At 60.8% G+C, this 22205-nt stretch carries 21 protein-coding genes and 2 tRNA genes; 13 read left to right on the forward strand and 10 right to left on the reverse strand.

Annotated features, from left to right (window positions below; all coding sequences use genetic code 11):
* Nucleotides 1-8: 8 nt before the first annotated feature.
* The 3 genes from HX823_RS15930 to HX823_RS15940 are packed head-to-tail and all read right to left on the reverse strand — an operon-like array spanning nt 9 to nt 3454.
* Nucleotides 9-2291, reverse strand: a complete 2283-nt coding sequence (locus HX823_RS15930; protein ID WP_177075477.1) for a TonB-dependent receptor — start codon at nt 2289-2291, stop codon at nt 9-11.
* A gap of 24 nt (nt 2292-2315) precedes the next feature.
* On the reverse strand, nt 2316-3044 hold the full coding sequence (locus HX823_RS15935) for an energy transducer TonB (protein WP_177075479.1): 729 nt from the start codon (nt 3042-3044) through the stop codon (nt 2316-2318).
* Between the two features lie 2 nt (nt 3045-3046).
* The gene (locus tag HX823_RS15940; protein WP_005786670.1) at nt 3047-3454 is read right to left on the reverse strand and encodes a biopolymer transporter ExbD; all 408 of its coding nucleotides are present in this window, start codon (nt 3452-3454) and stop codon (nt 3047-3049) included.
* Nucleotides 3455-3644: 190 nt separating this feature from the next.
* On the opposite strand from HX823_RS15940, the gene HX823_RS15945 reads away from it, so the two are divergent.
* Together HX823_RS15945 and HX823_RS15950 are read left to right on the forward strand one after the other, a co-directional pair.
* Nucleotides 3645-4199 (forward strand): GNAT family N-acetyltransferase, encoded by a 555-nt coding sequence (locus HX823_RS15945; RefSeq protein ID WP_038845188.1) that lies wholly within the window; start codon nt 3645-3647, stop codon nt 4197-4199.
* Entirely contained in the window at nt 4196-5770 is a 1575-nt protein-coding gene (locus HX823_RS15950) for an alkaline phosphatase D family protein (protein WP_177075481.1), read from the forward strand. The genes HX823_RS15945 and HX823_RS15950 overlap by 4 nt, the downstream gene beginning before the upstream one ends.
* On the opposite strand, the gene HX823_RS15955 is transcribed toward HX823_RS15950, so the two are convergent.
* On the reverse strand, nt 5767-6393 hold the full coding sequence (locus HX823_RS15955) for an alanyl-tRNA editing protein (protein WP_177075483.1): 627 nt from the start codon (nt 6391-6393) through the stop codon (nt 5767-5769). The genes HX823_RS15950 and HX823_RS15955 overlap by 4 nt on opposite strands.
* 89 nt (nt 6394-6482) lie before the next feature.
* Here HX823_RS15955 and HX823_RS15960 point away from each other — a divergent pair, with 89 nt between their 5' ends.
* The gene (locus tag HX823_RS15960; RefSeq protein ID WP_177075485.1) at nt 6483-7427 is read left to right on the forward strand and encodes a LysR family transcriptional regulator; all 945 of its coding nucleotides are present in this window, start codon (nt 6483-6485) and stop codon (nt 7425-7427) included.
* Here HX823_RS15960 and HX823_RS15965 read toward each other — a convergent pair whose 3' ends face one another.
* Together HX823_RS15965 and HX823_RS15970 are read right to left on the reverse strand one after the other, a co-directional pair.
* Entirely contained in the window at nt 7428-7835 is a 408-nt protein-coding gene (locus HX823_RS15965) for a PA2817 family protein (RefSeq protein ID WP_016979513.1), read from the reverse strand.
* 75 nt (nt 7836-7910) lie between these two features.
* Nucleotides 7911-10358 carry an acyl-CoA dehydrogenase gene (locus tag HX823_RS15970; protein ID WP_177075487.1) on the reverse strand — a complete coding sequence of 816 codons (2448 nt, stop codon included), beginning with the start codon at nt 10356-10358 and terminating at the stop codon, nt 7911-7913.
* Nucleotides 10359-10516: 158 nt separating this feature from the next.
* Between HX823_RS15970 and HX823_RS15975 the strand changes: the two genes are divergently transcribed.
* The 4 genes from HX823_RS15975 to HX823_RS15990 all read left to right on the forward strand — a co-directional run bounded on the left by HX823_RS15975 (nt 10517) and on the right by HX823_RS15990 (nt 13694).
* Nucleotides 10517-11176, forward strand: coding sequence for a transglutaminase family protein (locus HX823_RS15975; RefSeq protein WP_038845182.1), 660 nt, complete (start codon nt 10517-10519; stop codon nt 11174-11176).
* A 57-nt stretch (nt 11177-11233) separates the two neighbouring features.
* Nucleotides 11234-11851 (forward strand): glutathione S-transferase family protein, encoded by a 618-nt coding sequence (locus HX823_RS15980; RefSeq protein ID WP_177075489.1) that lies wholly within the window; start codon nt 11234-11236, stop codon nt 11849-11851.
* A gap of 134 nt (nt 11852-11985) precedes the next feature.
* Nucleotides 11986-12918, forward strand: coding sequence for an ABC transporter ATP-binding protein (locus tag HX823_RS15985; RefSeq protein ID WP_017737219.1), 933 nt, complete (start codon nt 11986-11988; stop codon nt 12916-12918).
* Nucleotides 12915-13694, forward strand: a complete 780-nt coding sequence (locus HX823_RS15990) for an ABC transporter permease (protein WP_012723134.1) — start codon at nt 12915-12917, stop codon at nt 13692-13694. Before HX823_RS15985 ends, HX823_RS15990 begins: the two co-directional genes overlap by 4 nt.
* A 133-nt stretch (nt 13695-13827) precedes the next feature.
* Here the strand turns inward: HX823_RS15990 and HX823_RS15995 are convergent, their stop codons facing one another.
* Nucleotides 13828-14373, reverse strand: a complete 546-nt coding sequence (locus HX823_RS15995) for a TetR/AcrR family transcriptional regulator (RefSeq protein WP_038850243.1) — start codon at nt 14371-14373, stop codon at nt 13828-13830.
* 91 nt (nt 14374-14464) lie between these two features.
* Between HX823_RS15995 and HX823_RS16000 the strand changes: the two genes are divergently transcribed.
* The 4 genes from HX823_RS16000 (at nt 14465) to HX823_RS16015 (ending at nt 19213) form a co-directional block, all read left to right on the forward strand.
* Nucleotides 14465-15658, forward strand: a complete 1194-nt coding sequence (locus HX823_RS16000) for an MFS transporter (RefSeq protein WP_177075491.1) — start codon at nt 14465-14467, stop codon at nt 15656-15658.
* 45 nt (nt 15659-15703) lie between these two features.
* Complete coding sequence (locus HX823_RS16005; RefSeq protein ID WP_177075493.1) at nt 15704-16015, forward strand: cupin domain-containing protein; 312 nt, start codon at nt 15704-15706, stop codon at nt 16013-16015.
* 107 nt (nt 16016-16122) lie between these two features.
* Nucleotides 16123-17271 carry a TDT family transporter gene (locus tag HX823_RS16010; RefSeq protein ID WP_177075495.1) on the forward strand — a complete coding sequence of 383 codons (1149 nt, stop codon included), beginning with the start codon at nt 16123-16125 and terminating at the stop codon, nt 17269-17271.
* Between the two features lie 67 nt (nt 17272-17338).
* On the forward strand, nt 17339-19213 hold the full coding sequence (locus tag HX823_RS16015; protein ID WP_177075497.1) for an MFS transporter: 1875 nt from the start codon (nt 17339-17341) through the stop codon (nt 19211-19213).
* Between the two features lie 51 nt (nt 19214-19264).
* On the opposite strand, the gene sugE is transcribed toward HX823_RS16015, so the two are convergent.
* The 3 genes from sugE to rdgC all read right to left on the reverse strand — a co-directional run bounded on the left by sugE (nt 19265) and on the right by rdgC (nt 21730).
* Nucleotides 19265-19579, reverse strand: coding sequence for a quaternary ammonium compound efflux SMR transporter SugE (sugE, locus tag HX823_RS16020; protein ID WP_010211634.1), 315 nt, complete (start codon nt 19577-19579; stop codon nt 19265-19267).
* A 105-nt stretch (nt 19580-19684) separates the two neighbouring features.
* Entirely contained in the window at nt 19685-20650 is a 966-nt protein-coding gene (locus HX823_RS16025) for a bile acid:sodium symporter family protein (RefSeq protein ID WP_177075499.1), read from the reverse strand.
* A gap of 159 nt (nt 20651-20809) precedes the next feature.
* On the reverse strand, nt 20810-21730 hold the full coding sequence (gene rdgC / locus HX823_RS16030) for a recombination-associated protein RdgC (protein WP_010211632.1): 921 nt from the start codon (nt 21728-21730) through the stop codon (nt 20810-20812).
* A gap of 159 nt (nt 21731-21889) precedes the next feature.
* Here rdgC and HX823_RS16035 point away from each other — a divergent pair.
* Together HX823_RS16035 and HX823_RS16040 are read left to right on the forward strand one after the other, a co-directional pair.
* Nucleotides 21890-21965 (forward strand) — tRNA-Val (locus HX823_RS16035).
* 19 nt (nt 21966-21984) lie between these two features.
* A tRNA-Asp gene (locus tag HX823_RS16040) sits at nt 21985-22061 on the forward strand.
* Nucleotides 22062-22205 lie beyond the last annotated feature (144 nt).

Here is a 22205-nt window from a genome sequence, read left to right on the forward strand (position 1 = left end):
CCTCGCAATTAGAAGTTGGCTTCCAGGGAGACCGTCACGGTACGTTCCAGGCCTACGATGTAGGCCGGGTCGCCGTCGCGGAAACCGCTGTAGCTGGCCGCGTTGGTCTTGGTGGTGTACACGCCGTCCAGGTATTTCTTGTCGAACAGGTTGTCGACGTTCAGGCGCAGGGTGGCGTCCTTGACCACCTTCTTGTCCACCGGCAGGTAGATACCCGCGCCGGCGTTGAACACGGTGCGGCCGGAGATGGCCTCGTCATTGGTCAGGTCGCCGTAGAGCTTGCTGGTGTACTTGCCGCCGAAGGTGCCGTAGAAGCGGCCGTCGTCGTAGCCGATGTTGGCGGCCAGCATGTTTTTCGGCACGTTGGCGAACTGCTTGCCGCTGGTGGGCAACAGGATGGCTTGGCCGGCGTTGTACACGGTCAGGTCGTCTTGCTGCTCGGCCTTGGTGTAGGTGTAGGAGGTGTAGTAGTTGAAGTGATTGGGCAGCAGGCCGCTCCACTCCAGCTCCAGGCCGCTGTTGTTGACGGAGCCGGCGTTGATGTCGGCGAAGTCGCCGTTGATATCCCGCGACGACACTTGGCGATCCTTGAACTGCATGTAGAACAAGGTGGCGGCCACGGTCATGTCTTCATCGGTGTAGCGCCAGCCCAACTCATGGTTCCAGCTGGTTTCCGGCTTGGAGTCGATGGAGCCGACGCCCTTGTCGTACAGCACGTAGTTCTGCGGAATACGCATGTTGCGCGACAGGCTGTAGAACAACTGGTCGCGTTCATCCAGCTGGTATTTCAGGCCGGCGTTGGGCAGCAGCTTGTTGTAGGTCTGGTTACGTTTTTCCGGCTGCTCGGTGAGGCTGCCGTGGTTGGTGCCGTCACGCTTGACGTTCATGTAGGCCAGGCCGGCGATCAGGGTCCAGTCCGAGTTGATGTACCAGGTGTCCTGGGCCCAGACCTTCTGCGCCGGGGTGATGGTGAAGCGGTCGCGACCCTGGATGGTGTTGCCATTGGCATCGACCACCGCGTCGTTGGAATCCGGCCAGGTGTCGACGGGCTTGCCACTGGCCTTGAGCGGAATGAACGGCTGGGTCTGGCTTTGGCGTGCGCGCTCGTACCAGTAGCCGACTTGCAGGCTGTGATCGCCCAGGTCCCAGTTCAGTTTGGTGGTGATGCCCGGACGCCAGGTCTGGGTGCGCGAAGGGCGGTAGTACACGCCGTTGTTCGGGGTGCCGTCGGCGTTGTATTGGGCGCCGGTGGGCAGGTTGCCCAGGTCGAACACGCCGCCTTGGTTGGAGCCGCGGTTCAGCGCATAGCTGGACGAACCGACACCGCTGCCGTTACCCCAGTAGTAATACGGGATCACCGACAGCGCGAGGTTGTCTGCCAGTTTGAACTGGGTGTTGAGCACGGCGGTGAAGGTCTGGAACGGGTTCTGCGCCAGGGCGTAGTAGCTGTTGTACTTGCCGTTGCTGCCCACGGTCGGTGTGGCCGGGTAGGGGTCGTACTTGCGACCGTTCTGCTGGTACTGGGCCTTGGTCAGCTGGCTGTAGCTGTTGTTGTCCTGCTCGTGGTACTTGAGAATCAGGTTGGCGGTGTTGCCATCGCCGGCGTCGAAGAAGCTGTTCCATTCGACCTTGTCCGCGCGCACGGCGCCCGAACCGCGCCACATCTGGCCTTCGGTGTGGGAGGCCGACAACCAGTTGCCCAGGCCATTGATCTCGCCGGTGTTGAGGCGAGCAAAGGTCTTGCGCGTGGCGTTGCTGCCCATCACCTGTTTGACGAACGCCCCGGTTTCCTTGGTCGGGCGAATGGTCACGATGCCGATGTTGCCGCCGCTGGAGCCGATGTGCGGGCCGTCCGCCTCCGAAGAGCCTTGGGTGACAAAGATCTGCTCGATGTTTTCCGGGTCGCCCAGCAGGTTGGAGTACAGCGCGTAGTTGCCGGAGTCGTTGATCGGCATGCCGTCCACCGACATGCCCACCTGGTCGGAGTTGAGCCCGCGCATGGTGAAGCGAAAGCCGGACAGGCCGGTGTTGTCTTCGCTGGAAATGTTCAAACCCGGCGTGTACTTGAGCTTGTCCACGGCGTTGCCGGTGGCGGTCTGTTTATCCAGCGCTTCCTTGGTCACGGTGGAGCGGCCCTTGATGCTTTCTTCTTGCACCATGTAGCCGCCACCTGCCGTGGCCTTGCCCTGAACCCCAATCGTCCCGACGTCGCTGTTGCTGGTGTCGGCCATGACCATTCCATGGCCCATGCTTGCGGCAACGAGTGCCAGATGAATCCGTGTGAACCTCATCTCTGTCGTCCTGGTGTCGGGTGCTTATTGCACGCTGTAGTTGAAGGTGGCGGTGAAGCGCTGCTCATTGCGGCCCCCGAAGGCTTGCTCGGGGAACGGCTTGACTTGCTTGATACGACGCAAGCTGTTGGTGGCGGCCCGGTTGAGCAACATGCTCGAGGCCTGGGTCTGCAAACCGGAGTCGAGAACCCGACCCTGGCGATCGACCAGCAACCAGACCACCACTTCGCCGGTGGGGCGTTCGAGGGAGGCCTGGCGTCCGGTGGGGTACTGCTTGTAGGTATCCAGCTCGTTGCGCAAACCCTTGAGGTAACCGCCTTCCAGCGCTTGGCCGTCGACCTTTGGCGGTGCTGGCGGCGCGGGTGTCGGCGCGGCCTGGGCCACGGGCGCCGGTGCCGGTTTGGCGGCGACCGGTGGGGGTGTCGGGGTGGGCGTTGGCTTGGCGACCACCGGCTTGGGTACTGGTTTTGGCTTGGGCTCAGGCTTGGGTTTTGGCAGCGGCTTGGGCGGCGGCGGTGGAGGGGCGGGTTCGGCCTCTTCATCCTCGATCACCGGCGGTGGCGGCTCTTGTTCCACCACCGGCTCGGGGATCACTTCTGGCTCCGGCTCGACCAACGCCAACTCGACCGCCGATTCGTCATACACCGGCTCGACCTTCAAGGTCTGGGACTGGATACCCAGTGCAATCAGCACCAGGGCGATCACGGCCGGGACACTGCCCAGCAGCTGACGCGCACGAAACAATACGTACATGATCAGGACTTACGCGTGGCAATGGACACAGAGGTAAAGCCACCCAGACGCAGGGTGTCCATCACCTCCACCAGGCGCGAAACCTCTACGCCTTTGTCGCTGTTGACGATGATGGTCGACTTGGTGTCGGGCTTTTCCGCTGCCTTCAGCGCCGGCACCAGCGCGTCGACCGTGAGGTCCTTGCCATCCAGTTGCAGCTGGCCTTCCAGGCCCAGTGTCAGGATGAATTTGTTCTGTGGTTTGAGCTGCTGCGAACTGCTGGCGCTGGGCAGTTGCGTCTTCATGCCGAGGGCCGGAATCACGTTCAGGCTCACGAGTACGAAAAACACTAGGAGGAACATCATCACGTCGATCATCGGGATCAGTTCGATGTGCGCCTTGCGTTTTTTCGGTTCGTCCCAGGTTCTCATTCCGCTACCCCGTTATTGAATTAGGGGCGACACGCTAACAACCAAAAATGACCGATTGGTTAACTTTAATTGACGTTTTGAGGGCTCTAGGACAAGTCTTTCAGACAATTCTCAAGAAATTTTTATGACGTAACAGAATTGACATGCGCCAGGGGCATTCTCAAAAACTTTACATCGAGGGCCCCTGGAAATGAGCCGTGAACTGCCACAGATATCCACGCCGCGACTGTTAATGCGCGCACTGGAAAACCACCAGGCCGAGACGTTGTGCACCCTCGCCAACGGCCCGAAAATTGCCGACAACACAGCGAGTATTCCTTCGCCCTACACCCTCGAAATCGCGCAGGATTTCATCGCTGGCATGCCGGAGAAATTTCGCTCGGCCCACTTGTTGAGCCTGGGCATGCATCGGCGTGACAGCGGCGAGTTGATCGGCATCGTCAGCCTGCGCGTCAAACCGGATCACCTCTACGGACACCTGGGCGGTTGGGTGGCGGCGGACGCACGCAACCAGGGCTACGCGGCAGAAGCGGCGCGTGCACTGATGGACTACGGCTTTGCCGAACTCGGCCTGCATCGCGTGGGCAGCCAGTGCTTCAGTCGCAACAAAGAGTCGGCACGGGTCATGGAGAAAATCGGCCTGCAGTACGAAGGTTGCCTGCGCGGGGCGTTCCTCAAGAACGGCGTGCATGAAGACATGCTGGTGTTCGCCACGCTGCGAGAGGATTGGGAGTTTCGGCTGTGAGTGGCGAGGTTGATCATGGCCGACGCCGGGTGCTTGCCGGGCTGGCGGTTGCCACCACGTTTTCGATCCTCAGTCCGTTTGCGCGCAGTGCCGGCGTGGATTATCCGTTCACCCTCGGCGTGGCTTCCGGGGACCCGTTGCCCGATGGGTTTGTGATCTGGACGCGCCTGGCGCCCTTGTTCAATGCCGTGGATGGCCGTGGCGGCTTGAGCCGTTCCGTGCCCGTGCGTTGGCGGGTCGCCAGCGATGCCGCGATGACCCGCGTGGTGCGCCAGGGCGAAGTCATGGCCAGCGAGCGCTGGGGCCATTCGGTGCATGTGGAAGTCGCGGGGTTGGAGGCGGGCCGACCGTATTGGTATCAGTTCGAAGGGCTGGGCGCGCAAAGCCCGGTGGGGCAGTCGCGCACGGCGCCTACGGTGTATGCCATGGCGTCGGCACGTCTGGGGTTTGTCTCGTGCTCCCACTGGGAACGCGGCTATTTCAGTGCCTATCGCCACCTGGCAGAGGAACAGCCCGACCTGGTGTTCTTTCTCGGCGACTACATCTACGACAGTTCCTACGCGGCGGATTCGGGCAAGATCATCCGCCCCCACGGCAGCGGCAATGCGGTGAGCCTGAGCGACTATCGCAACCGCTATGCCCTGTACAAAACCGACCCGGATCTACAGGCCCTGCACGCCGCTGCACCGAGCGTGGCGACCTGGGACGATCACGAAGTACAGAACGACTACGCCAACCGCTGGTCCCAGGACCCGAAGATTCCGGTCGGGCAATTCCTGCAGCAGCGTGCGGCAGCCTACCAGGCTTACTACGAGCATATGCCGCTGCGTGCCAGCAGCTTGCCGAAGGGGCCGGAAATGCGCATTTATCGGCGCCTGGACTACGGCAGACTGGCCCGTTTCCACGTGCTGGACGGTCGGCAATACCGTTCCGAACAACCCTGCATTCCGGCGAATGCCAGCCACCAGGGACATATCGCCGATAACCTCTGCCACGACTTGCGCGACCCTGGCCGCACCATGCTTGGTTGGCAGCAAGAAGCCTGGCTGGACCAGGGGTTTGCCCAGTCGAAGGCGCAGTGGAACATCATCGCCCAGGACCTGCTGGTAGCGCCGCTAACCCAGCGTGACCTCACAGATCACAAGCCAGGACGTTGGACCGACGGGTGGGATGGCTACATGGCCAACCGTTCGCGGATGCTGGCGTCCATAGAGCGCAATCGCGTCAACAACCCGGTGTTCTGGGGCGGTGATATCCACTCGTTCTGGGTGACGGATTTGCATGCCGATGCCAACAACCCGGATTCGCGGGTGGTAGCCACGGAATTCGTCGGTACGTCGGTGACGTCTGACGGACCGCCCTTTGATGCGTTCAGCAAGCTGTTGCCGCTCAACCCGCATGTGAAGTTTTTCGATAGCCGTCAGCGGGGATATGTGTCGGTGGAGGTGGAGGAGGGCAAGATGCTCACGAACCTGCGGGTGATTACCGACCCCCGCGACCCGATGGCCACGGTATCGACCCTCAAGTCGTTTGTGGTGGAACCGGGGCGGGCGGGGGCGAGTGAGGTTTAATCGAGTTCGTAGCGCACGGACAGCGCACCCTTTTTTTCCGACAGGGCCAGGATGGTCACCTGGCCTAACTCACTCAGTGCCTGCACATGGGTACCGCCGCAGGCATACGCGGGCAATTCACCAAAGCCGACTTCGCGGGTGCCGTCTTCCAGGTTCATGTGCCGTGGGTAATCCGCAGCGATCCATTGGTTGACCTGTTGCTGGATCGCCTCGGCGTCCATGGCTTGCGCCGCTTCGCCACGGATGAAGGTGATCTTGCCTTCGCCGGGCCAGTGATGGGCCTTGATCGGCATCCAACCCAAGGTCTCGCCCACGTTGCCGATCAAGTGCCCGGCGGAATGCAGTCGGGTGTTCAACATACGGCGCTGTTCATCGACCCTTGCGGTGATCGGACCCGGTTCCAATGGCCGGTCGACGTAGTGCACCACGCGGTCTGCTTCCTGGGTGGCGCGCAGCACAGTGGCTTCACCGAGCCAGCCGGTATCGAAAGGTTGCCCACCGCCCTGGGGGTGAAAAATCGTCGACTGCAGGATCACTGCAAACTGCTCCTCGTGGGGGGTGCAACTCAACACCTCCAGCTCGGCAGTCAGGTGGTCGTGGGTAAAAAACAGGCGCTCGGTCATCATCTACATCCGCATCAGGGTTCTGCGCGCAGTATAAATAGTGCGCGGATAGGTGATAATCCGCTCAATTATCAATGGACCTGTGCACCATGAGCATCAATCTTCCTTTGCCGCTGCTGAGCGAAATGGCGATTTTCGTCAAAGTGGTGGAAACCGGCAGCTTCTCCGAAGCCGCCCGGCAACTGGGGGCCTCGCCTTCCTCGGTGAGCCGCAGTATCTCGCGCCTGGAGAAGGCACTGGCGACGCGCTTGTTGCAACGCACCACACGCAAATTGCGCTTGAGCGAAGGCGGGGAAGAGGTATTCAAGCGCTGCCAGGAGATGGTCAGCGCGGCGCGCTCGGTGATGGAGATCAGTGGCCAGTTCACCCATGAAGCCGAAGGGTTGGTGCGGGTCAGCGTGCCCAAGGCGGTGGGGCGGTTTGTGGTGCACCCGCATATGCCGGAATTCCTGCGGCGTTACCCCAAGGTGGATGTGCAGTTGATCCTGGAGGACCGCCAGGTGGACATGATTGATGACAACGTCGACCTGAGTATCCGTATCACCGACAGCCCTCCGCCGGGGTTGGTGGGGCGGCAGTTATTGCCCATCGAGCATCTGTTGTGCGCGACGCCGCAGTACCTGGCTGAACACGGGACGCCGGCGCATCCCCATGACCTGCTGGCGCACAGTTGCATTTACTTGGGGGAAACGCCGGGCGATTCGCGCTGGAAATTCCGCCAGGCCGGCAAGGCGGTGACGGTGGCGGTGCGTGGGCGTTATGCGGCGAACCACACCGGGGTTCGGCTGGATGCGGTGTTGCAGCATGTGGGGATTGGCAGCTTGCCGTATTTCACGGCGCGCCATGCGTTGGAGGAGGGGCGGTTGGTGCAGGTGTTGCCAGCGTGGGACTTTATTGCGTCCTACCACGGCGAGGCGTGGTTGCTGCATTCGCCCACGCGGTACCTGCCGCCGAAGTTACGGGTGTTTATTGATTATCTGGTGGCGTGCATGGCGAAGGAGCCGACATTGCGTCGGCCCATTCCTGGTCGCTGATCAGTGCTTGCTCTGGTCAACCGGCATGGCCAGCAGCTGCTTTTCCTGGTTCCAGTCGAACGGTTCGTCGTTCTGTTCGGCTTCGAAGCGACGTTCTTCCAGGGCCTGGTACAGGTCCAGTTCTTCGTCGGGCATGAAGTGCAGGCAGTCACCGCCAAAGAACCACAGCAGGTCGCGCGGCACCAGGTGGGCGATTTGCGGGTAGCGCAGGATGACCTGGCTCATCAGGTCCTGGCCCAGGTACTGGCTTTCGATCGGGTCGATCGGCAGCAGGGCGCGCAATTCGTCGAAGCGCTCCAGGAACAGTGAATGGCTTTCCTCGGGCACCTGTTCGGCTTCGCCGACGGCAACCAGGATGCTGCGCAGGTGGTCGAGCAAGACGAGATGATCGGCAACGACGTTGGACACGAGATAAGTCCTCTAAAGCAAAAACGGGCGCGAGAGTATATAGCTCTCGCGCCCGTTTTTATATGACCGCTCGACTCAGCGGACTTTACCCTCGGCCTGGGTCAGCTCTTCCTTGCTGAAATCATCCACGTCGATCACCTTGCGCCGCGCCGCTTCGGCGTCACGCAGGGTCTGCGCCTCGGCCGGTTGCAAGACGCCTGCGTGCAACGCCGCGTCGATGGCATGCTCCCCGGCGGTCGGTTTGACCTGGCCGCTTTTGAGCGCGGTGTGCAGTTTTTTCTGCAACGGATGGCTGGCGCCGAGCAGGTCGTAGGCATGTTGCAAGGCGCCCACCGGATCTTCCGCCGATTGCGGGCGATAGCAGCCGGCCAGCAACTCTTCCAGGGTCGGGTCACCCTTGGCACGGCCGATCACCGCAGCCACTTCGGCATCCAGCGCATCCGACGGCCCGGTATGGCGACGGCCGAACGGGAACACGATCACCCGCAGCAGGCAGCCCAGTACCTTGTTCGGGAAGTTGCTCAGCAGTTCATCCAGCGCACGCTCCGATTCGCCCAGGCTTTCTTCCATGGCCCAGGCGAACAGGGGTTCCAGATGGTCCGGCGAATCCAGGTCGTGATAACGCTTGAGGGCAGCCGACGCCAGGTACATATGGCTCAATACATCACCCAGGCGTGCCGACAGGCGTTCGCGACGCTTCAACTCGCCACCCAGCAACATCATGCTCAGGTCAGCCAGCAGCGCGAACGCGGCGGCCTGGCGGTTGAGTGCGCGGAAATAACCCTGGCTCAACCGGTTGCCTGGGGCCTTCTCGAAATGACCGACGCCGAGGTTCAGCACCAGGGTGCTGGCGGCGTTGCTCACGGCGAAACCGATATGTTGCATCAGCAGCCCGTCAAACTCCTTCAACGCCTGGTCATGGTCTTCGCGACCGGCCAGGGCCATTTCCTTGAGTACGAACGGATGGCAACGAATCGCGCCCTGGCCGAAGATCATCAGGTTGCGCGACAGGATGTTCGCGCCTTCTACCGTGATGAAGATCGGCGCACCTTGCCAATTGCGACCCAGGTAGTTGTTCGGGCCCATGATGATGCCCTTGCCGCCGTGCACGTCCATGGCGTGGCTGATGCACTCGCGGCCACGCTCGGTGAGGTGGTACTTGAGAATGGCCGACAGTACCGAGGGTTTTTCCCCCAGGTCCACGGCGTTGGCGGTGAGCATGCGTGCGCTGTCCATCAGCCAGGCGTTGCCGCCGATGCGCGCCAAGGCTTCCTGAATGCCCTCGAAGGCCGACAGCGGCACATTGAATTGTTCGCGCACCTGGGCGTATTGGCCGGTCACCAGGCTGGTGAACTTGGCCGCGCCAGTGCCCACCGCGGGCAGGGAGATCGAACGGCCCACGGAGAGGCAGTTCATCAACATCATCCAGCCTTTACCGAGCATTTCCTGGCCGCCGATCAGGAACTCAAGCGGGATGAACACATCCTTGCCGGAGTTGGGACCGTTCATGAACGCGGCGCCCAGAGGCAGGTGGCGACGGCCGATTTCTACGCCGGGGGTATCGGTGGGGATCAGCGCCAGGCTGATGCCCAGGTCTTCTTCTTCACCCAGCAGGTGGTCCGGGTCATGGGCCTTGAAGGCCAGGCCGAGCAGGGTCGCGACCGGGCCGAGGGTGATGTAGCGTTTTTCCCAGTTCAGGCGCAGGCCGAGGGTTTCCTTGCCTTCCCATTCACCTTTGCAGATCACGCCGGTGTCGGGCATGGCGCCTGCATCGGAGCCGGCCAATGGGCCCGTCAATGCGAAGCAGGGGATGTCATCGCCACGGGCCAGGCGCGGCAGGTAGTGGTTGCGTTGTTCTTCGGTGCCGTAGTGCAGCAGCAGTTCGGCGGGGCCGAGGGAATTGGGCACCATCACGGTGGAGGCCAGGTCACCGCTGCGGGTGGCGAGTTTCATCGCGACCTGGGAATGCGCATAGGCAGAGAAGCCTTTGCCGCCATATTCCTTGGGGATGATCAGGGCGAAGAAGCCATGGGTCTTGATGTGCTCCCAGGCCGCGGGCGGCAGGTCCATGGCCTGGCCGATTTCCCAGTCGCTGACCATGGCGCACAGTTCTTCAGTCGGACCGTCGATAAACGCCTGTTCTTCTTCGGTCAGTTGCACCTTGGGGTAGGCCAGCAACTTATCCCAGTCCGGGCGACCGCTGAAGAGTTCGCCGTCCCACCACACGGTGCCGGCGTCGATGGCGTCGCGCTCGGTCTCGGACATCGGCGGCAGGACTTTCTGGAACCAGCTGAACAGTGGCTTGGTGAAGTATTGGCGGCGCAGGTCGGGCAGCAGCAGGGGCGCGGCCACCACGGCGATCAACACCCAGAAGATCAGCAGCAGCCAACCCGGTGCGTGGCTCCAGGCGCCCATCGCCAGCAGGTAGACGGCAACCACGCCCAGGGCGGGCAGGGGCGCGACGCGGCGGTGTGCGAGGTAGGCAATGCCGACCACCAGCACCAGTATCCACAACAACAGCATATTCAATCCTCCGTGAAACCAGGGGCGAAACCACCAGGGAGCTTAGTCGGCATCCGAACAAGCGGGGTGATAAGGGTGTAACGAGATTTGGCCGATTCGTCGTTATCTCCCCGGCAGGCCTGTGGTTAGACTCCAGGCTTCCTTCGGAGATAAAGCTCATGGATACCTACCTGAGTCCCAGCCGCTTCATCGATAGTGACCACCCTGCGGTGGTGGAGTTCGCCGAAAAACACCGTGGAACCCGTACGGATTTTAGTGACCAGGCAGTCAGCCTCTACTACGCCGTACGTGAGGCGATTCGCTATAACCCCTACACCTTCAGCCGCGACCCAGACACATTAAGTGCCAGCTTCGCCCTGGCCGCCGGCGAAAGCTATTGCGTGCCCAAGGCCACCTTGCTTGCCGCCTGCGCCCGCCATTGCGGGATCCCGGCGCGCATCGGCCTGGCGGATGTGCGCAATCATTTGTCGACGCCGCGCCTGATCGCCTTGCTCAAGAGTGATGTGTTCGCCATGCACGGCTATACCGAGCTTTACCTGAATGATCGCTGGGTCAAGGCCACGCCTGCGTTCAACCAGCAACTGTGCGATGTATTCGATGTTCCGCCGCTAGAGTTCGACGGCCTCCACGACAGCGTCTTCCACGCGTTTAACCGTCAAGGCCTGCGTTCGATGGAATACGTGGTCGACCACGGGCAATTTCCTGACGTGCCCGAGGCCTTTTTCTTCGCTCATATCCAGCAGTGTTACCCGCATCTGTTCACCGAGGACCAGCCGCCATTACTCGGCGACATGCAGAGCGATTTGAGCCGCGCGTGAACCGGCGTATGCTGCTGCCTTCATCCAGCCATGTTCATCCACAAGAAAGGCGCGGTCATGCTGAAAATCTGGGGTCGTAAAAATTCATCAAACGTCAGGAAGGCACTGTGGTGCGCCGAGGAACTCGGCCTGGACTATGAAGCAATTGATGCGGGCGGGGCTTTTGGTGTGGTCGACACGCCGCAATATCGGGCATTGAACCCCAACGGCCGGGTGCCGATGATCGAAGACGGCGACTTCGTGCTGTGGGAGTCCAATACCATCGTGCGTTACCTCTGTGCCAAGCATGCGTCCAGCTGGTATCCGACAGAGGTGAAAGCCCGGGCCAACGCGGAAAAGTGGATGGATTGGACCACCTCCACTTTTGCCGAACCGTTCAAGATTGTGTTCTGGGGCGTGCTGCGCACCCCGGCGGAAAAACAGAACTGGGACAACATCCACGCCGGTCGCCAGGCCTGTATCGATGTGCTCAAAACCGTTGATGAAGCGCTGGCTACACAGCCGTATCTGTCGGGCAACGAGATCGGCATGGGCGATATTCCCCTGGGCAGCTTTATCTACGCCTGGTTCGAAATGCCCATCGAACGGCCTGCGATGCCCAATCTAGAGGCCTGGTATGCGCGCCTGCAACAACGTCCGGCCTACCGCAAAGCGGTCATGACTGCGTTGACTTAATACCCACTATTAATACGGGTGACTGTACTTGTGCGGCGCGGGCAAGCACCATGCTTGTCATGCGCTGCCGTTGAACTACCTGGGCTGCGCCCTCATCTACTCTTTCTATTCCCTTCTTTGGTGCGTAATCCGATATGAGTTCCGCTCTGTCCATCCGGCAGCTAACCAAAACCTACGGCAACGGTTTCCAGGCCCTGAGTGGTATCGATCTGGACGTTGCCGAAGGTGACTTCTTCGCCTTGCTCGGCCCCAACGGCGCCGGCAAATCCACCACCATCGGTATCCTCTCGACCCTGGTCAACAAGACCAGCGGCACGGTGAATATCTTTGGCCATGACCTGGACAAATCCCCGGCGGCGCTCAAGCGTTCCATCGGCGTGGTGCCCCAGGAATTCAACTTCAACCAGTTTGAAAAGACCTTCGACATCGTCGTGACCCAGGCCGGTTATTACGGCATCCCGGCGAAGATCGCCAAGGAACGCGCCGAGCAGTACCTGACCCAGTTGGGCCTGTGGGACAAGCGCGACGTGCCTTCGCGTTCGCTGTCCGGCGGCATGAAGCGGCGCCTGATGATCGCCCGCGCATTGGTGCATGAGCCGCGCCTGCTGATCCTCGACGAGCCCACTGCCGGCGTGGACATCGAACTGCGTCGCTCGATGTGGACCTTTCTCACCGAGCTGAACGAGAAGGGCATCACCATCATCCTCACCACCCACTACCTGGAAGAGGCTGAGCAGCTGTGCCGCAACATCGGCATCATCGACCACGGCACCATTGTCGAGAACACCAGCATGCGTAACCTGCTGGGCCAGTTGCATGTGGAAACCTTCTTGCTCGACCTGAAAAACAACCTGTCGGCGCCGCCGCAACTGCTCGGTTACCCGAGTCGCCTGGTAGACAGCCATACCCTGGAAGTGCAGGTGGACAAGGCCATGGGCATCACCGCGCTGTTCACGCAGTTGGCGACCCAGAACATCGAAGTGCTGAGCCTGCGTAACAAAACCAATCGCCTTGAGGAGTTGTTCGTGTCCCTGGTGGAGAAAAATCTGGCGAAGGTGGCGGTATGAGTTCCGAACTGCAACCCAACCTCGTCGCGCTTCAAACCATCGTCTATCGCGAAGTGAAGCGCTTTACCCGGATCTGGCCGCAGACCCTGCTGCCGCCGGCGATCACCATGGTCCTGTACTTCGTGATCTTCGGTAACCTGATTGGCCGTCAGATTGGCGACATGGGTGGCTTCACCTACATGGAGTACATCGTGCCGGGGCTGATCATGATGTCGGTGATCACCAACTCCTATGGCAACGTGGTTTCCAGTTTTTTCGGCAGCAAGTTCCAGCGCTCCATCGAAGAACTGATGGTGTCGCCGGTGTCGCCGCATACCATCCTGATCGGCTACACCTTGGGTGGTGTGCTGCGTGGCTTGATGGTGGGCGTGATCGTGACCCTGCTCTCGCTGTTCTTCACCCACCTGCAGGTGCATCACCTCGGGGTCACCATTCTGGTGGTGGTTCTGACGGCGACGATCTTCTCGCTGCTGGGCTTCATCAACGCCGTGTTTGCGCGCAACTTCGATGATATTTCGATCATTCCGACCTTCGTGCTCACGCCGCTGACCTACTTGGGCGGGGTGTTCTACTCCATTACCCTGCTGCCGCCGTTTTGGCAGACCGTGTCGCTGGCCAACCCGGTGCTGCACATGGTCAACGCCTTCCGCTACGGCATTCTGGGGGTGTCGGACATCAAGATCAGCGTGGCAATCACCTTCATGCTGGTGGCGACTGTGGTGCTGTATATCGGCTGCGCGAAGCTGCTGGTGAGTGGGCGCGGGATGCGCACCTAACGCATTGGATGCACGCTGTATAAATGTGGGAGCGGGCTTGCTCGCGAATGCTGGGTGTCAGTCACCGGAAATATTGACTGAACCACCGCATTCGCGAGCAAGCCCGCTCCCACATTCGGTTTTGTGCAGGGTTTTAGATTTTCAGGGCCAGATCGATCAGTTCATGCAGCTCTTCAACCGGCAACGGTGCGCTGGAAAACAGGCTGCGATACACCGTGGGGGCCGCGATCAGGTTCAGCAGGCGATCCAGGCTTGGCAACACCTCGACGCTGCCCTGATAGCGGTCGAGGATGACCTGCAACTGGCCCATCAGGATGTGGCTGCAGTAGTCCCTGGGATGACTGCACTGCACGTCGCGCATCATGTTGCGGCCCAGGTCGGAGCTCATTTCATCCAGGTATTGTTCGCCCCAGGCGCGCAGATCACCGCGTAGGCTGCCGGTGTTGGCCGGCTCGCTGTCCGGGCGCAGGCGCTCCAACGCTACATCGGCGAGCAGCGCCGCGAGGTCGCCCCAGCGTCGGTAGATGGTGGAGGGCGTAACGCCCGCGCGTGCAGCAATCATCGGCACGGTCACGCTTGAGCGCTCATGGGCTTCCAGCAGTTCGCGCGCGGCGTTATGCACTGATTCTTGGACCCGGGCACTGCGGCCTCCCGGGCGAAGGCCTTCTTTGATCGCCATGTACAAAACCTTAACACAAAGAATTTGCTTTAAGCGCTTTCCAGTAGCACACTCGGCAAAAGCAAAATATTAGCTTTAGCGGAGCGTGCCCATGTCCAGTACTCCTTCACACCGTGCCAACCTGGCCTTCCTGGTGATCACGGTGTTGACCTTCCTCGCCGCGTCCAGCGCGCCGACGCCGCTGTATCAGGTGTATCAGGACAATCTGCACTTTTCGGCGGCAATGCTCACGGTGATCTTTGGCGTATACGCCGTGAGTTTGCTGGTAGCGCTGCTGACCGTCGGCTCGCTGTCGGATCACCTGGGGCGCAAGCCAGTAATCTTCACGGCATTGCTGCTGAACATTCTGGCGATGCTGTTGTTTATCTACGCCGACAGCACCGCGTACCTCATCGCCGCCCGCGCATTGCAAGGCTTTGCGACCGGCATGGCCACGGCGGTGCTGAGCGCGACGCTGCTCGATACCGATCGCCTGCGCGGCCCGATGCTCAATAGCCTGGCGCCTTTGTTGGGCATGGCCAGTGGCGGCCTGGGCAGTGGTTTGCTGGTGGAATACGCGCCCCGGCCAACCCAGCTGATTTATCTGACGATGCTCGCCTTGATGGTGGCGCAGGCGCTGTATGTGTGGCGTTTGCCGGAAACGGTCAGCCGGATTCCGGGTGCCTTGAAATCCCTGGCGCCGACCCTGCATGTGCCCGAACAGGCGCGCCGGGCCCTGTGGCTGGCGATGCCGCTGAATGTGGCGGTGTGGGCACTCGGCGGATTCTTTTCCTCCCTGGCACCTTCGCTGGTGCGGGCGGCGACCGGCTCGACCTCGCACCTGATCGGCGGCGGGTTGGTGGCCGTGGTCACCTTGAGCGGTGCGGTGATGATCTACAGCCTGCGGGATCGCCCGGCGGACAAGGTCATGCGCCTGTCGGCCGTGCTGTTGGCGGTGGGCGTGGCATTGCTGCTGGTCGCCGTGCAGAGCGCCAGCCTGGTGCTGTTCTTTGCCGCCAGTGTGATCGCCGGCTTCGGCTTTGGCGGCGGGTTCATGGGCAGTGTCCGCAGCATTGTGGGCCTGGCGTTGCCTCACGAACGGGCTGGATTGATGTCGGCTTTCTACGTGTTGAGCTACCTGGCGTTCTGCTTGCCGGCGCTGCTGGCGGGTAACTTGAGCCACGTGTATGGCCTGATCGTGACCACGGATGGCTACGGCGCGGTGCTGATCCTGTTGGCCCTGGGGGCGCTGGTCGGTCTGCTGATGCAGGATTCGGCACGGGCCAGGGCGACGATGGGCGGCTGATGGGTAATAATCGTTGCCTCGTATTCGCCTGACCGAGAGGCAAGCATGAAGATCATCCGTAGCAAGGACTTCACCGGCACCCGTGCTTGGGAGGCGCTGGATATCGCCAACATGAACGGCATCACCACGCGCCTGCACTGGACCGACCAGCCGTACCGCTGGCACATCAATGACGGTGAAGAAGTGTTTGTGGTGCTGGATGGCCGGGTGCAGATGCACTATCGCGACAATGGCTTCGAACAGGTGGCGGAACTGGGCGTCGGTGACATCTTCTACGCCAGCGTCGGCACCGAGCACGTGGCTCACCCTCAGGGCCCGGCGCGCATCCTGGTGATCGAAAGCGCAGGCAGTGTTTGACGCTATATTGGTAAAACAGATAACAGTTAGAGATATTACCCGTTATATAGATATTCGATCTGGTTCTACCATGGTCTCAACCTCAAACGAGGAAGAGGATTGCCATCATGACCTGCTCGAATACCATCAGCTACAAACCCTTCAGTCACTTGACCCGTCCACGGGAAGTGATCCGCCAGTTCACCCCGAACTGGTTTGCCGCCACCATGGGCACCGGCGTGCTTGCGTTGGCGTTGGCGCAACTGCCGTTCAATTTGCCTGGCTTGCACGCGATTGCCGAAGCACTGTGGCTCTTCACCATCGGCCTGTTTGTGCTGTTCAGCGGGTTGTACGCGGCCCGTTGGGTGATGTTTTTCCATGAGGCGCGGCGAATTTTCGGGCACTCCACGGTGTCGATGTTCTTCGGCACGATTCCCATGGGGCTGGCGACCATTCTCAATGGCCTGCTGTTGTTCGGCCTGCCGCGTTGGGGCAGCGACGTGATCCCTCTGGCTGAAGCGCTGTGGTGGCTGGATGTGGCCATGGCCCTGGCCTGCGGCGTGTTGATCCCGTTCATGATGTTCACCCGCCAGGAACACAGCATCGACCAGATGACCGCCGTCTGGCTGTTGCCGGTGGTGGCTGCCGAAGTCGCCGCCGCCAGCGGTGGCCTGCTCGCACCACACCTGGCAGATGCCCATTCGCAGCTGGTGATGCTGGTGACCAGCTACGTGCTGTGGGCGTTTTCCCTGCCGGTGGCGTTCAGCATCCTGACTATCCTGATGCTGCGCATGGCCCTGCATAAACTGCCGCATGCCAATATGGCCGCGTCGAGCTGGCTGGCGTTGGGCCCCATTGGCACCGGGGCGCTGGGCATGCTGTTGCTGGGCGGCGATGCGCCGGCCATTTTCGCGGCCAATGGTTTGCCAGGTGTCGGCGAAATGGCCAACGGCCTGGGGCTGGTGGCGGGCATTACCCTGTGGGGCTTCGGTCTGTGGTGGATGCTGATTGCGGTCTTGATCACCCTGCGTTACCTGCGCGCCGGCATCCCGTTCAACCTCGGCTGGTGGGGCTTTACCTTTCCACTGGGTGTGTACGCTCTGGCAACGCTTAAGCTGGCGAGCCTGTTGCACCTGGGTTTCTTCAGTGTTTTCGGCAGTGTGTTGGTGGCGGCATTGGCGCTGATGTGGCTGATCGTGGCCAAGCGCACGGTGCAGGGGGCTTATAAAGGTGAGCTTTTTGTTTCGCCATGCATTGCAGGACTAGCGAATAAGTAAGCCGGATTAGGTAAAGTCGTGGCCTGAATGCTTTTACAAAAAAATAGGCCACGCAGGAACACGGACGATGAGCCACCCCTCGCAATTCACTTTGCTGCGCACACGGCGTTTCCTGCCGTTTTTCATCACCCAGTTGCTGGGCGCGTTCAACGACAACATCTTCAAGCAATCGCTGATCCTCGCCATTCTCTACAAGCTCACCATCGACGGTGACCGCTCGATCTGGGTCAACCTCTGCGCGTTGCTGTTTATCCTGCCGTTCTTCCTGTTTTCGGCCCTGGCCGGGCAGTTTGGCGAGAAATTCAACAAGGACGCGTTGATCCGCGCGATCAAAATCGGCGAGATCGTGATCATGGCCGTGGGCGCGACGGGCTTCCTCACCAATCATCTGGAACTGATGCTGCTGGCGCTGTTTGCCATGGGCACTCACTCGGCGCTGTTCGGGCCGGTGAAGTACTCGATCATGCCCCAGGCTTTGCACGAAGATGAGCTGGTGGGCGGCAACGGCCTGGTGGAGATGGGCACCTTCCTGGCGATCCTGGCCGGGACCATTGGTGCCGGGATCATGATGTCGTCTACCCATTACGCGCCAGTGGTGTCGGTGGCGATCGTCGGTGTGGCGGTGCTGGGTTACCTCGCCAGCCGCAGCATTCCGCGCGCGGCGGCGTCGACCCCTGGGTTGCGCCTGAACTGGAACATTTTCAGCGAATCCTGGGCCACCTTACGTCTGGGGCTGGGGCAGACGCCCGCCGTTTCGCGTTCCATCGTTGGTAACTCATGGTTCTGGTTTGTCGGTGCGATCTACCTGACGCAGATCCCGGCCTACGCCAAGGAATGGTTGTACGGCGACGAGACCGTGGTGACGCTGATCCTCACCGTGTTTTCGGTGGGCATCGCGCTCGGCTCGATGCTCTGCGAAAAACTCTCCGGGCGTAAGGTGGAAATCGGCCTGGTGCCCTTCGGTTCATTCGGCCTGACCGTGTTTGGCCTGCTGCTGTGGTGGCACTCCGGCGGCTTCCCGCAGAACGTGCAGGCCAACGACTGGCTCGCCGTGCTCAGCTATGGCCAGGCCTGGTGGGTGCTGTTCGATATCCTTGGCCTGGGCGTGTTTGGCGGCTTTTATATCGTGCCGCTGTACGCGCTGATCCAGTCGCGTACTGCCGAGAACGAGCGGGCGCGGGTGATTGCGGCCAACAACATCCTCAATGCACTGTTCATGGTTGTCTCGGCCATCGTGTCGATCCTGTTGCTGAGTGTGGCCAAGCTGTCGATTCCCGAGTTGTTCCTAGTGGTTTCGCTGCTCAACATCGCGGTCAACACCTACATCTTCAAGATCGTTCCCGAGTTCACCATGCGTTTCATGATCTGGCTGCTCAGCCATTCCATGTACCGCGTGGAGCACCGCAACCTGGAGGCGATCCCGGATGAAGGCGCGGCGTTGCTGGTGTGCAACCACGTGTCGTTTGTCGATGCGCTGTTGATCGGCGGCGCGGTGCGTCGGCCGATTCGCTTTGTCACGTACTACAAGATCTACCGTTTGCCGGTGCTGAACTTTATCTTCCGCACCGCCGGGGCGATTCCGATTGCCGGGCGTCATGAAGATATCCAGATCTATGAAAAGGCCTTCACGCGGATTGCGCAGTACCTGAAGGACGGTGAGTTGGTGTGCATCTTCCCTGAGGGCAAGCTGACCGCCGATGGCGAGATGAATGAGTTTCGCGGGGGCGTGACGCGGATTCTGGAAGAGACGGCGGTGCCGGTGATTCCGATGGCGTTGCAGGGGTTATGGGGGAGTTTCTTCAGTCGCGATCCGAAGAAGGGCTTCTTCCATCGCATCTGGTCGCGGGTGGTGTTGGTGGCGGGGGAGCCAGTAGGGGTAGAAGCTGCCACTCCCGCGCAGCTACAGGAAAAAGTCACCCAGCTACGCGGCACTGTTCTGTAGGCGCCCGGCCTGCCGGCGATGGCGATCTTCAGGCCGCCATCGCCGGCAGGGTTATGTGGAGATTTTCAGGCCAATAAGCCCACAAATGATCAGCGCCACACTCGCCAAGCGGAACAACGCCATGGACTCCCCAAACAGGATGATCCCGGCAATCACGGTGCCCACGGCGCCCACGCCGGTCCAGATGGCATAGGCCGTGCCCAGCGGCAGTTCCTTCATGGCCAGCCCCAGCAGGCCGAGGCTGACGGCCATGGCGGCAATCGTCAAAGCCGTGGGCAAAGGCTTGCTGAAACCATCGGTGTATTTGAGGCCGACGGCCCAGCCAACTTCAAACAGACCCGCAAAAAACAGAATGATCCAGGACATGATGACCTCCTAACGTTAGGTGGGGTCGTCCCCGGAATAGGCGCTTGAAGCGTCGCGGGGTCGTCCCCGCGCAGCTCGGTAGAGTGCCGAAAAGTGCTCGGCTGATCAAGTTTGCGGGGTGTTCTCCAGCACGCGGCGGTCTTCCTTTTCGCTCATGCGGCGGAAGTAGGTCGACAGCAACGCCCCGGAAATATTGTGCCAGACGCTGAACAACGCACTCGGCACTGCCGCCAATGGCGAAAAGTGCGCGCTGGCCAAGGCGGCGCCCAGCCCGGAGTTCTGCATGCCCACTTCCAGCGCCAGCGACTTGCGCTGTGCCAATGGCAGCTTGAACACGCGGCCGGTGAAGTAACCCAGCAGGTAACCAAAGCTGTTGTGCAGCATCACCACCGCCATGATCAACAGACCCGACTCGGCAATCTTCGCCTGGCTCGCCGCCACCACCGCGGCGACGATGATCACGATGCTCACCACCGACACCAGCGGCAATACATCCACCGCATGGCGCACCCGATCACCGAGTACACGTTGCGCCAGTACGCCGAGCACGATCGGCAGCAGCACCACTTGCAGGATCGACCAGAACAACTCCATGAACGACACCGGCAGCCAGGCCGACGCCAGCAGCCAGATCAACGCCGGGGTGAGCAGCGGGGCGAGGAGGGTGGTGACGGCGGCGATGGCCACCGACAGCGCCAGGTCGCCACGGGCCAGCCAGGTCATCACGTTGGACGAGGTGCCGCTCGGGCAGCAACCGACCAGGATCACGCCGACGGCGATCTCCGGCGGCAGGTGGAAAGCCTGGCACAGCAACCACGCCACGCCCGGCATGATCACAAAGTGCGCGACCACGCCCAGGGCCACGCGCCATGGATGGCGGGCGACCTCGGCGAAGTCATCGAGTTTGAGGGTCAGCCCCATGCCGAACATCACCAGGCCCAGCAACGGGACGATGGCGCTTTTCAGACCGATGAACCAGTTGGGTTCGAGGAAAGCGACGACGGCGAAGAGCAATACCCAGTAGGCGAAGGTATTGCCGACGAAGCGGCTCAAGGCGGCGAGTGCGCGCATGGGGAGGTCCTTTTATTAGAGAGGTAGTCGGAGTGGAAACCGGATCCAAATGTGGGAGCGGGCTTGCTCGCGAATGCGGTGGATCAGTCAACATATTCAGTGACTGGCACACCGCATTCGCGAGCAAACCCGCTCCCACAGTTTGATCTTCACAAGGCGTTAAATGCCCTGTGGTGTCTCTTCACCGCCCAGTGCTTCAACCAGCGCCGGGATGAAATCGCCGAACGTCAGCATCATCAATGTGAAGCTCGCATCCAGTTGGCCCAGGGCCTCGTCGCCGCCGTCCTGTTCCGCCTGGTCTTGCAACAGGTCTTCGAACTTCAGGCGCTTGACGGTCATTTTGTCGTCAAGCATGAAGGACAGCTTGTCCTGCCAGGCCAGGGACAATTGGGTCACGACTTTGCCAGTGGTCAGGTGCAGTTGGATCTCTTCGCCGGTCAGGTCCTGGCGCTTGCAGCGCACGATGCCGCCGTCTTCGTGGGTGTCGCGCAGCTCGCATTCGTCGAGGACGAAGAAGTCATCGGCCGGCTTCTGGGTGGTGACCCAGTCGGTCATGATTGCGGTTGGCGCAGTTTTCACCGTGAGCGGGCGAACCGGCAGGGTGCCGATCACTTCACGCAGGGTCGACAGCAGGTCTTCAGCGCGTTTCGGGCTGGCCGAGTTCACCAGGATCAGGCCCTGTTTCGGCGCGATGGCGGCGAAGGTCGACGAGCGACGGATGAAGGCACGTGGCAGGAAGGCCTGGATGATTTCATCCTTGATCTGGTCGCGTTCCTTCTTATAGACCTTGCGCATTTGCTCGGCCTCGATTTCTTCGACTTTCTCTTTCAGTGCGTCACGCACTACGCTGCCCGGCAGGATGCGTTCTTCCTTGCGCGCAGCGATCAGCAGGAAATCACCGCTGACGTGAACCAGAGGAGCGTCTTCACCTTTACCAAAAGGCGCGACGAAACCGTAGGTGGTCAATTCCTGGCTCGCGCAAGGGCGCGCCAGTTTGGTGGCCATGGCCGCTTCCAACGCCTCGGCATCAACAGGCAGATCTTGGGTCAGGCGATAGATAAGCAGGTTCTTGAACCACATGGGGTGAGTCTCTCCTTTATACAAAGGGGGGCATTATTCTCTTGATAACGTCCCAGGCCAACCCTGCCTAAGCCATTGGAAGCTATCAAAAAAAAGATTTAAGAAAGTGCTTGCCAGACTTAAGGTCGCTCCGTAGAATGCGCGCCACACCGAAACGAAGGGTGATTAGCTCAGCTGGGAGAGCGTCTGCCTTACAAGCAGAATGTCGGCGGTTCGATCCCGTCATCACCCACCATTCGTTTTATGTGTTACGCGCAGCGGTAGTTCAGTCGGTTAGAATACCGGCCTGTCACGCCGGGGGTCGCGGGTTCGAGTCCCGTCCGCTGCGCCATATTTGCTTCCACTAAGGCCCACTGAACGCCTGGAAGTCACGGAAATAGCGGCCTTGCGCCGCTTTTTTCGTTTTCTGAATTCCACCGGAATCCATCTCCAGCCACGGTTTTTAAGTACACATTTAAGTACACCGCTGGCACAG

It is taken from the genome of Pseudomonas sp. P7759 (assembly GCF_013386445.1).
Taxonomy (GTDB): Bacteria; Pseudomonadota; Gammaproteobacteria; order Pseudomonadales; family Pseudomonadaceae; genus Aquipseudomonas; species Aquipseudomonas azotoformans_A.

Bases quoted from the DNA above. Each gene is read 5' to 3' on its own strand.
- HX823_RS15930 (WP_177075477.1), bottom strand. From the start codon at position 2,291: ATGAGGTTCACACGGATTCATCTGGCACTCGTTGCCGCAAGCATGGGC.
- HX823_RS15935 (WP_177075479.1), bottom strand. From the start codon at position 3,044: ATGTACGTATTGTTTCGTGCGCGTCAGCTGCTGGGCAGTGTCCCGGCC.
- HX823_RS15940 (WP_005786670.1), bottom strand. From the start codon at position 3,454: ATGAGAACCTGGGACGAACCGAAAAAACGCAAGGCGCACATCGAACTG.
- HX823_RS15945 (WP_038845188.1), top strand. From the start codon at position 3,645: ATGAGCCGTGAACTGCCACAGATATCCACGCCGCGACTGTTAATGCGC.
- HX823_RS15955 (WP_177075483.1), bottom strand. From the start codon at position 6,393: ATGACCGAGCGCCTGTTTTTTACCCACGACCACCTGACTGCCGAGCTG.
- HX823_RS15960 (WP_177075485.1), top strand. From the start codon at position 6,483: ATGAGCATCAATCTTCCTTTGCCGCTGCTGAGCGAAATGGCGATTTTC.
- HX823_RS15970 (WP_177075487.1), bottom strand. From the start codon at position 10,358: ATGCTGTTGTTGTGGATACTGGTGCTGGTGGTCGGCATTGCCTACCTC.
- HX823_RS15975 (WP_038845182.1), top strand. From the start codon at position 10,517: ATGGATACCTACCTGAGTCCCAGCCGCTTCATCGATAGTGACCACCCT.
- HX823_RS15980 (WP_177075489.1), top strand. From the start codon at position 11,234: ATGCTGAAAATCTGGGGTCGTAAAAATTCATCAAACGTCAGGAAGGCA.
- HX823_RS15985 (WP_017737219.1), top strand. From the start codon at position 11,986: ATGAGTTCCGCTCTGTCCATCCGGCAGCTAACCAAAACCTACGGCAAC.
- HX823_RS15990 (WP_012723134.1), top strand. From the start codon at position 12,915: ATGAGTTCCGAACTGCAACCCAACCTCGTCGCGCTTCAAACCATCGTC.
- HX823_RS15995 (WP_038850243.1), bottom strand. From the start codon at position 14,373: ATGGCGATCAAAGAAGGCCTTCGCCCGGGAGGCCGCAGTGCCCGGGTC.
- HX823_RS16000 (WP_177075491.1), top strand. From the start codon at position 14,465: ATGTCCAGTACTCCTTCACACCGTGCCAACCTGGCCTTCCTGGTGATC.
- HX823_RS16005 (WP_177075493.1), top strand. From the start codon at position 15,704: ATGAAGATCATCCGTAGCAAGGACTTCACCGGCACCCGTGCTTGGGAG.
- HX823_RS16010 (WP_177075495.1), top strand. From the start codon at position 16,123: ATGACCTGCTCGAATACCATCAGCTACAAACCCTTCAGTCACTTGACC.
- HX823_RS16015 (WP_177075497.1), top strand. From the start codon at position 17,339: ATGAGCCACCCCTCGCAATTCACTTTGCTGCGCACACGGCGTTTCCTG.
- sugE (WP_010211634.1), bottom strand. From the start codon at position 19,579: ATGTCCTGGATCATTCTGTTTTTTGCGGGTCTGTTTGAAGTTGGCTGG.
- HX823_RS16025 (WP_177075499.1), bottom strand. From the start codon at position 20,650: ATGCGCGCACTCGCCGCCTTGAGCCGCTTCGTCGGCAATACCTTCGCC.
- rdgC (WP_010211632.1), bottom strand. From the start codon at position 21,730: ATGTGGTTCAAGAACCTGCTTATCTATCGCCTGACCCAAGATCTGCCT.